Origin of the sequence: Pantoea sp. GM_Pan_4, from assembly GCF_026541005.1 — a bacterium.
Classification (GTDB): Bacteria; Pseudomonadota; Gammaproteobacteria; order Enterobacterales; family Enterobacteriaceae; genus Pantoea; species Pantoea dispersa.
The window spans coordinates 103616-113398 of sequence record NZ_JALNUZ010000013.1 but is presented as its reverse complement, the minus strand read 5'-3'; the positions used below and the strand labels follow the sequence as shown (position 1 = coordinate 113398).

General features: G+C 58.4%; 6 protein-coding genes. 4 read left to right on the top strand and 2 right to left on the bottom strand.

From position 1 onward, the window contains the following. The first annotated feature begins 602 nt into the window (after window positions 1-602). Both OXR61_RS20410 and iolB read left to right on the top strand, forming a co-directional pair. On the top strand, window positions 603-2108 hold the full coding sequence (locus OXR61_RS20410; protein ID WP_021507389.1) for a CoA-acylating methylmalonate-semialdehyde dehydrogenase: 1506 nt from the start codon (window positions 603-605) through the stop codon (window positions 2106-2108). A gap of 23 nt (window positions 2109-2131) precedes the next feature. Further along, window positions 2132-2947, top strand: coding sequence for a 5-deoxy-glucuronate isomerase (iolB, locus tag OXR61_RS20405; RefSeq protein ID WP_058759327.1), 816 nt, complete (start codon window positions 2132-2134; stop codon window positions 2945-2947). 121 nt (window positions 2948-3068) lie between these two features. On the opposite strand, the gene OXR61_RS20400 is transcribed toward iolB, so the two are convergent. Further along, window positions 3069-3911 carry a MurR/RpiR family transcriptional regulator gene (locus OXR61_RS20400; RefSeq protein ID WP_031279682.1) on the bottom strand — a complete coding sequence of 281 codons (843 nt, stop codon included), beginning with the start codon at window positions 3909-3911 and terminating at the stop codon, window positions 3069-3071. Between the two features lie 344 nt (window positions 3912-4255). Beyond that, window positions 4256-6169 carry a 5-dehydro-2-deoxygluconokinase gene (iolC, locus tag OXR61_RS20395; RefSeq protein WP_021507392.1) on the bottom strand — a complete coding sequence of 638 codons (1914 nt, stop codon included), beginning with the start codon at window positions 6167-6169 and terminating at the stop codon, window positions 4256-4258. A 545-nt stretch (window positions 6170-6714) separates the two neighbouring features. Here iolC and iolD point away from each other — a divergent pair. Together iolD and OXR61_RS20385 are read left to right on the top strand one after the other, a co-directional pair. After that, on the top strand, window positions 6715-8649 hold the full coding sequence (gene iolD / locus OXR61_RS20390; protein WP_021507393.1) for a 3D-(3,5/4)-trihydroxycyclohexane-1,2-dione acylhydrolase (decyclizing): 1935 nt from the start codon (window positions 6715-6717) through the stop codon (window positions 8647-8649). 64 nt (window positions 8650-8713) lie between these two features. Next, window positions 8714-9727: a Gfo/Idh/MocA family oxidoreductase gene (locus OXR61_RS20385; RefSeq protein ID WP_021507394.1), complete on the top strand. Its 1014-nt coding sequence runs from the start codon at window positions 8714-8716 to the stop codon at window positions 9725-9727. Window positions 9728-9783 lie beyond the last annotated feature (56 nt).

The following is a 9783-nucleotide window of genomic DNA, read 5'->3' as shown; positions in this document are numbered from 1 at the left end:
AGCATGACAGAGCACGCATTGATGCGCACCGGGTAATCGACGTCGCCAGCACCGTAGGGTGCGCATTGATGCGCACCGGGCAATCCGCTGCGGCAATCACGCATCGGATGGGGGAAACAGGTGAAAAAAAGGCCTCCGACCGAGGCCAACACTAACAAAAGCGTGTCGCTAAGACACAGATAAGGGTTCGTTTCACATCGCATTGTCTGCAGATGCTGCAAAGAAAACATTTATTTCGTTTTAATTGAATTATGAAATAACGGATATTGGATCTGCCTCGCAAAAATTTCATATTTCGTTTCATCCAGCCACGCTGCGGCGCTGACCCTCTCGCTGACTGCTCGTCCTGCTAATCTCCCTGCTGCTGATTACGGGCGCAGGCAGCATCGGCATTGTCATCAGGCCCGCACTTTGCACCAGTCCGCTAACGGTGGCGGAAAAATGCGATCCAGGCCGCTAAAAGTAAATTTTCCAAAAAGAACTATTTGAAAAATTTATTTCACTGTAATAGCTTCATAGCACGCTTTCCGTATTGCCTGATCGGGCGCGACCCAGACTGACCCGCGGCCTGCAGGGACCTTACACATCAAAGAGGCAACGACATGACTATCGTAGGAAACTTTATCGGCGGCAAAATCACGCACAGCGCCAGCAACGAAACCATTCCGGTCTACGATCCGGCGACCGGCAAAGTGATCCGCGAACTGACGCAAAGCACGGCGGCAGAAGTGGCGCAGGCCATTGAGGTCGCCCATGCGGCGTTTCCGGAATGGTCAAAAACGGCGCCGCTGCGTCGTGCCCGCGTCATGTTCAACTTCAAAGCGCTGATGGAAAAACATCGCGATGAACTGGCGGCGCTGATTGTTTCTGAGCACGGTAAAGTCTGGTCCGATGCGCTGGGTGAGCTGACGCGCGGCATCGAAGTGATCGAATTTGCCTGCGGCATTCCGCACCTGATCAAAGGGGAAAACTCACCGAACGTCGGTTCCGGCGTTGACAGCTATTCGCTGATGCAGCCGGTGGGTGTGGTCGCGGGCATTACGCCGTTCAACTTCCCGGCGATGGTGCCGCTGTGGATGTTCCCCATCGCGCTGGCGTGCGGTAATACCTTTGTGCTGAAGCCGCCGGCGCTCGATCCTTCTGCCTCGGTACGCATGGCTGAACTGCTGAAAGAAGCGGGGCTGCCGGATGGCGTGTTCAACGTGGTGCACTCCTCAAACGAAGACGCCGAGCAGCTGTATAAAGATCCGCGCATCGCGGCGGTCAGCTTCGTCGGCTCGTCCGGCGTGGCCGAGCACATCTACAAAACCGCCAGCGCGCATGGCAAACGCGTGCAGGCCTTCGGCGCCGCGAAAAACCACGCCATCGTGATGCCGGATGCCGATCTGGATGCCACCGTGAACGCCATCATGGGCGGTGCTTTCGGTTCTGCCGGGGAACGCTGCATGGCGCTGCCGGTGGTGGTGGCGGTTGGCGACGATACAGCCGACAAACTGATTTCGCGCCTGACGCCGCTGATCAAAGCGCTGCGCGTGGGGCCGGGCATGCAGCAGGGTGCCGAAGAGAATGAAATGGGGCCGGTGGTATCCGCTGCGCACCAGAAGAAAGTGCTGGGCTACATCGACAAAGGTGAGCAGGAAGGCGCGACGCTGGTGGTTGACGGACGCGGCGTGAAAGTCGCGGGCCATGAAGAGGGCTACTACGTTGGCGGTACGCTGTTCGATAACGTCACGCCGGAGATGGTGATTTGGCGCGAAGAGATTTTCGGACCGGTGCTGAGCATCATGCGCGCCAGCGACTTCGACAGCGCGCTGCAGCTGGTAAATAGCCACGAATTTGGTAACGGCAGCGCCATCTTTACCAGCAACGGCCACACCGCCCGTGAGTTTGTGCACAACGTGGAAGCGGGCATGGTGGGCGTCAATGTGCCGGTGCCGGTGCCGATGGCGTTCCACAGCTTTGGCGGCTGGAAGCGTTCGGTGTTTGGTGCGCTCAACGTGCACGGTCCGGACGGGGTGCGTTTCTACACCCGCATGAAAACGGCGACCGTGCGCTGGCCGAGCGGTCAGCAGACCGTTTCTGAATTCAGTATGCCAACGCTGGGTTAATGTCGCGCAACAGGAGAAACAGGATGTCACTGATTTCAAAAGTGCAGCAGCCGGACAGCCACGGGCGTATCCAGCACGTGACGCCCGAGAGCGCCGGCTGGGAATATGTGGGCTTTGACGCTTATCTGCTGAAAAAGGGCCAGACGCTGCGGTTAAGCAGCGGCGAGAGAGAGCTGTGCCTGGTGCTGGTGGCCGGTCTGGCGTCGGTGAAAACCCGCGACGCAGAATTCCCTGGCATCGGTAAGCGCCTGTCGCCGTTTGAGCGCACGCCGCCTTACTCGGTTTACGTGCCGCATCATGATGAGGTTGAAGTCACTGCCGACAGCGATCTGGAACTGGCGGTGTGCAGTGCGCCGGGCAGTGGCAATCTGCCGGCGCGGCTGATTGCACCGCAGGATGTTGGCGTGGAGCACCGTGGCAAAGGGCGCAACCAGCGCCTGGTGCATAACATTCTGCCGGATAATCAACCGGCCGACAGCCTGCTGGTGGTCGAGGTGTATACCGACGAAGGCGCGACCAGTTCGTACCCCAGCCACAAACACGATGAGAAGGACAGCCCGGACGAAACCTATCTGGAAGAGACCTATTATCACCGTTTCGACCCCGAGCCCGGTTTCGCCATGCAGCGCGTCTACACCGACGACCGTTCGCTCGACGAGTGTATGGCCCCGTATAACCGCGATGTGGTAACGGTGCCGCGCGGGTATCATCCGGTGGCGACGCTGGCCGGTTACGATAATTATTATCTGAACGTGATGGCCGGGCCGGTACGGCTGTGGAAATTTACCTGGGAGAAGGATCACGCCTGGGTGAACAGCGAGCAGTATCCGCGCCGTTAATCGGGTCTCCGCGCGGTCGCCGGAAATGTGCACCAGGTTAAACGGCACACGCATTCACTGATGCGCACAGATAAAAAAAGGCAGCCAGATGGCTGCCTTTGTTCCATTCGGTACCCGGGGTTTATTCGCTGCTGCTGTTATTCAACGCCAGTGACACCGCCAGGGTTTGCGCCAGGCACAGCGAGGCCACCTGCGAGCGGAAGCCATCTACCTGCGCTTCGCGCACCACAAAACAGACATCGCTGAACGCTGCCAGCGGGCTGACCTGGCTGTCGGTGATGGCGATCTGATGCGCGCCACGTTTAGCACCCAGCTCCACCAGTTCCACCGCTTCACGCGCATACGGCGAGTAGCTGATAGCGATGACCACGTCTTTCGGATTCACCATGCTGAGCTGTTCAGTGAACATGCCGCCCAGGCCATCAATCAGAAAAGCGCGACGCTCCAGATGGCGCAGCGCATACACCAGATACGAGGCCACGCTGAACGAGCGGCGCAAACCGATGATGTAGATGTTCTCCGCCTCGTTGAGCATCTTCACCGCTTTGTTCAGCTGGTCGGGATTCACCTGCATCGCCAGCTGCTGCAGCGCCTGGCTGTTGACCATGGTAAAGACGTTGAGGATCTCCACCGGGCTCTCCGGTGAGCTGGCGCTGTCGTCGGTGGCCGTCTGGCGGAACAGGCGCGCCCGTTCGGTATAGTTCACGGTCTCTTCCATCAGGTGCTGACGAAAGACCTGTTTCATTTCGTTGAAGCCGCTAAAGCCGAACGCGTTGGCGAAGCGGATCAGCGTGGAGGGCGGAACATCCGCCTGCTGGGCGATAGAAGCGACGGTATCAAACGCGATGCTGTTGCTGTTATCAAGGATATAACGAGCCACCTGCTTCAGGCGTTTACTCAGCGTCTCGTAGCGACGACGGATATCGTCCTGTAACAAGGTTAATTGCGTTGGGTTATTGGTCATTACTTCGGCCCGTCAGAAAAGGAAATATGGCTGGATAATGAGCGCTATAGTACCAGATGGATGGAAAATTTCATTTGTTTGACGCTATCGTGAAGGCTATTTCATCGGTTTATGAATTGCCTCACAAAACTCAGGGGGTTGAAGGCTTTCCCTCACCCTAACCCTCTCCCGCAGGCGGGAGAGGGGACAGTCCGGAGCGGTCTGACAGGCCTGGTACAATGCTTAACGACCTGCCTGAACGGCTCCCTCTCCCGGTGGGAGAGGGCGGGGGTGAGGGCATCCGCGCGCAACTCACTAAAAAGCGGCCCGTCAGGCCGCTTCTCAGTACCTCCTCTTCAAATGCGTCAGCCGCGCGCGGCGCGCCAGTAGCCAATCAGGCGCAGATAATTGCCTTTCACGGTCTCAATCAGCGCCTTATCATCCAGCTCACCGTTCAGCCACTGGCGTGACGGCTGGCCAAAAATGGTGCGACCCACGGCAAAGCCTTTCACCCACGTTGCCTGCGCGGCGGCGGCGAAGCCGGCTTTCAGCTTCTCTTCCGGCGCATCAAGGCCGAGTAACAGAATGCCGCGACAGTGCGGATCCTGCTGCTCAATCAGCTCGCCGATCGCCTGCCAGCTCTCCGCCGTCAGCGGTGGTAACTTCCACCAGTCCGGCTGCACGCCCAGGCTATAGAAGTGGCTCAGCATGTCGTAATAGTAGGACTCGTTACGGTCCGGGTTGCTCTCCGGCAGAATCACTTCCAGCAGCAGCTCGTGCCCGCTTTTGTTACAGCTGCGCCACACGTCAAGAACCAGCTCGTCCTGCTCTTTACGCAGTTCAGCACTGTCATGGGGATGATAAAACACCAGGCACTTGACGACGTGTTCGGCCGGCCAGTCCACTAGCTGAGAGCCAATATTGCCGTGCTCAAGACGCAGTGGTCGTGAGCTCGGCAGCTCGATGGGCCGCCCAATCCACCAGTGCTTGCCGGTGATGGCGTTGAGCGCTTTCTGGCCGTACGTGGTATCCGCCAGGATGCCACTCTTCTCATTGAGACCGGCTTCGTTAGCCGCCTCCTGTGCCGCCTGCAGCAGCAGCAGCTTCAGCTGCGGAATGCGCTCCTCGCTGACGCCCGCTTCGCGCGCCATATCGGCCAGCTGTTTACGGTGGTCAAAGGCGAACACATTCAGCTCCGGCCACTGCTGCTTACGCGTTGTAACGCGATGCAGATGATTGAGGCGCGCGTCCAGATCCGGGCGTTTCACCGCGTTATCGCGGCTGAGGAAATCGTCCAGCTCTTCTTTCGTTGGCATCGCCGGCGCACAGCCGTGACGGGATACCACCAGCGCGCCACAGGCGTTGGCGTAGCGGCACGCCTGCTCCCAGCTCTCATCGTTGAGCCAGCCGCGCAGCAGGCCCGACATAAACGCATCGCCGGCGCCCAGCACGTTGAGCACCTCAACGCGCACGCCGCTGTGCAGGCGCGTCTGTTCCCAGCTATCGGGAATCTCGCCCTCAAACACCACACAACCCAGCGGCCCGCGTTTGCAGACCAGCGTGGCGCTGCTGGCCTTACGTACATTTTTCAGCGCGGTCAGCGTATCGGTACTGCCACCGGCGATATGGAACTCTTCTTCCGTTCCGACGATCAGATCGAAATAGTGCACTACTTCCTGCAGCTGCTGCGTCACCTGGCCGGATTCGATGAAACGCGTTTCACCGTCACCCAGTGACGTAAGACCCCATAGCACCGGGCGATAATCGATATCCAGCGCGGTGCGCAGGCCGTTGCGCCGGGCGATATCCAGCGCTTTCAGCACCGCCGCCCGCGTGTCCGGATGCGACAGGTGGGTGCCGGTTACCGCCACGGCGCGGGACGAGGTAATGAACTCTTCGCGAATGTCCTCGGGAACCAGCCCCATATCCGCACAGTTGTCGCGATAGAAAATCAGCGGAAAGGTCTCTTCGTCTTTGATGCCGAGAATCACCAGCCCGGTCAGGCGCTGCTTATCGGTGATCAGCCCGTCAGTATTGCAGCCCACGCGCTGCAGCTCTTCACGCAGGAAGCGGCCATTATGTTCGTCACCGACGCGTGCCAGCATCGCCGACTTCAGCCCCTGAATCGCGGTGCCATAGGCTACGTTGCCGGAAGAGCCGCCGAGGTATTTGTTAAAGCTGGTCATATCTTCCAGGCGCGAGCCAATTTGCTGGCCGTAAAGATCGACGGCGATGCGTCCAATACAAATCACATCAAGCCGCTTCTGTTGTGTACTCATACTGATGGTTTCCTTCTGTGATAAGCAGACACGGCGGGCGCTGCCGCCCACTATCAAGCGCAATGCTTCCGGGGTCTCAGGGTGCCTGACTGGCTATGTGGGTAGTATGAGGAATAAAAATTCCAAAAACAATATGAAATGAAACATCCATCGCGATTTTGTGAGCCAGGTAAAACTCTGGTGTCGCTACCTTTCCCGCCCTTTACGGCTTGCCCGTCTCGCGGTTGCTCTGGCTTGTGAGCCAGCTCGCAGGAAATGATGACGGATGAGAGGAAGCTGCTGACGTGAAATGAAATTTCGTTATGATGGCTGAGGCACAGCAGGCTGTTTCACTTTGCTGTCATCCCGTCCCGTCATCGCCCGCGTTTCAGCGCCGAATTTGATCTTCATCGCAAAATGAAATGTTTCTTCTGTAATCAGGTTTAATGGAAAAAACATTTGTTTATAATCGCCACACGTTTCACTTAGCGTCGGGCGCGTTTTCACCGCCGACCCGAACTGCGTCGTACCCCCTGAGCGGGTACCACATGTAAAGGAAGAAGCATATGGGCACTATCAGACTGACTACCGCACAGGCGCTGGTGAAATTTCTGGATAACCAGTACCTGAACGTTGACGGCGTTGAAACCAAATTCGTGCACGGCATCTTTGCTATTTTCGGCCACGGCAATGTGCTCGGCCTCGGCCAGGCGCTGGAGCAGGACAGCGGCGATTTACAGGTGTATCAGGGCCGTAACGAGCAGGGTATGGCGCACGCTGCCATCGGTTTTGCCCGGCAGTCGCTGCGCCGTCAAATCATTGCCTGTACCTCTTCCGTCGGACCGGGTGCCGCCAACATGATTACCGCGGCAGCCACGGCAACAGCCAACCGGATTCCACTGCTGCTGCTGCCGGGCGATGTGTTCGCCACGCGCCAGCCGGACCCGGTGCTGCAGCAGATCGAGCAGAGTCACGATCTCAGCATCAGCACCAACGATGCCTTCCGCGCAGTGAGTAAATACTGGGACCGCGTGAGCCGTCCGGAACAGCTGATGACCGCCTGTATCAATGCGCTGCGCGTGCTGACCGATCCGGCGGAAACCGGGGCGGTAACGCTGGCGCTGCCGCAGGATGTGCAGGGCGAAGCCTGGGATTTCCCGGAATACTTCTTCCAGAAACGTGTGCATTTGCTCGACCGGCGTCTGCCGACGGCGGCCCAGCTGGACGCGGCGCTGGCATTGATTGCGCGTAAGCACAAGCCGCTGATTGTAGTGGGTGGCGGCGTGAAATACTCCGATGCCGGTCAGGCGCTGCTGAGCTTTGCCGAGCGTTTCAATATTCCGTTTGCCGAAACGCAGGCCGGCAAAGGCACCATCGTTTCCGACCATCCGCTGAACGTGGGCGGCGTGGGTGAAACCGGCTGTCTGGCGGCGAACCTGCTGGCTAAAGAGGCCGATCTGGTGATCGGTATTGGTACGCGCTATACCGATTTCACCACGGCTTCAAAATGGATTTTCCAGCATCCGGAAATCAGCTACCTCAACATTAACGTCAACAACTTCGACAGCTACAAGCTGGATGGCGTGCAGCTGCTGGCGGATGCACGCGAAGGGTTAACCGCGCTGGAAGCCGGACTGAACGGCTTTGAGAATCACTGGGGTGGTCAGATTGAACAGGCGCAGAGCAAGCTGCTGAAAGAGACGCAGCGCGTGTACGCCGCCACTTTCAACACCGACGACTTTATTCCGGAAATCGCTGACCACATCGATCGCACCGCGCTGTTCGCCGAGTTTGAGCGTTTGACAAAGTCGGTGCTGACGCAGAGCAGCGTGCTGGGCACCTTAAACGAACAGCTGCCAAAGGATGCGGTGATTGTCGCCGCCGCCGGCAGTCTGCCGGGTGACCTGCAGCGCGTATGGCGCACCAAAGATTACAACGCGTATCACGTTGAGTACGGCTACTCGTGCATGGGTTACGAAGTGAATGCCGCGCTGGGCGTGAAGCTGGCACAGCCGCAGCGCGAAGTCTACGCCATGGTGGGTGACGGCTCGTTCATGATGCTGCACTCCGAGCTGGTCACCTCGATTCAGGAAGGGGCGAAAATCAACGTCATCCTGCTGGATAACATGACCAATGGCTGCATCAACAACCTGCAGATGGAACACGGCATGGACAGTTTCAACACCGAGTTCCGCTTCCGTAATCCGCAGGGCGGCAAGCTGGATGGCGGCTTCGTGCCGGTTGATTTCGCGGCGATAGCCGCCGGCTACGGCTGTAAAACCTACCGTGTCACCACGCTGGAGCAGCTGAAAGCGGCGCTGGAAGATGCGCAGCAGCAGACGGTTTCGACCCTGATTGACATCAAAGTGCTGCCAAAAACCATGGTGCACAAATACTTCAGCTGGTGGCACGTCGGCGTGGCGCAGGCTTCCACCTCAGAGCGGACGCAGCAGGTGGCCGACAAGCTCAATCAGCATATTCAACAGGCGCGTAAGTACTAACCCTTTTCAGGCCGGCGCTGCCCGGCCCGTTTTACCCTACTTATCCGACTCTACAGGTGTAATTATGACGCTCAAACTCGGTGTAATCGGTACCGGCGCAATTGGTCAGGAACATATTCGTCGCTGTAACAACGTGCTGCAGGGCGCAAAAGTGGTGGCGGTTTCAGACATCAATGTGGAAGGTGCGCGCGCGGCGCTGCAGCGGCTGAATATCCAGGCCGAAGTGTATCAGGATGGTCATCAGGTAATTAACTCGCCGGAAGTGGATGCCGTGCTGGTGACCTCGTGGGACCCGACGCATGAAGAGTTCACGCTGGCCGCGATTGCCGCCGGGAAACCGGTGTTCTGCGAGAAGCCGCTGGCGCTGAGCGCGGAGGGCTGCCGTCGCATTGTCGACGCCGAGATCGCGCACGGCAAACGTCTGGTGCAGGTAGGCTTTATGCGCCCGTATGATGCCGGCTATCGCGCGCTGAAAAAGGTGATCACCGACGGTGACATCGGCGAGCCGCTGATGCTGCACTGCGCGCACCGTAATCAGAGCGTCGGCGAGAATTACACCACCGACATGGCTATTACCAACACCCTGATACACGAGCTGGATGTCCTGCGCTGGCTGACCGAGGACGATTACAAAAGCGTGCAGGTGGTGTTCCCGCGCACGACCTCAAAGTCACACGCGAAGCTGAAAGATCCGCAAATCGTACTGTTTGAAACGCAGAAGGGCATCCGCATCGATGTGGAGATCTTTGTGAACTGCGCGTACGGCTATGACATTCAGTGTGAAGTGGTGGGCGAAGAGGGCATCGCCAGACTGCCGGAGCCGTCGGCCATTCAGATGCGCAAAGATGCCCGCCTTGGCAACGCGCTGCTGACCGACTGGAAAGATCGCTTTATCGACGCCTACGACGTTGAGCTGCAGGCGTTTATCAATGATGTGAAAGCAGGCCAGCTGAGCGGGCCCTCTGCCTGGGATGGCTTTGCCGCCTCGGTGGCTGCCGATGCCTGCCTGAAGGCGCAAACCAGCGGCGCGATTGAGCCCGTTGCCATGCCGCCACGTCCGGCGTTTTACCAGAAATAATCAGGCGCGTGCGCTAAATCTATCCACGGCAGCGGATTACCGCTGCCTCTCTGTAT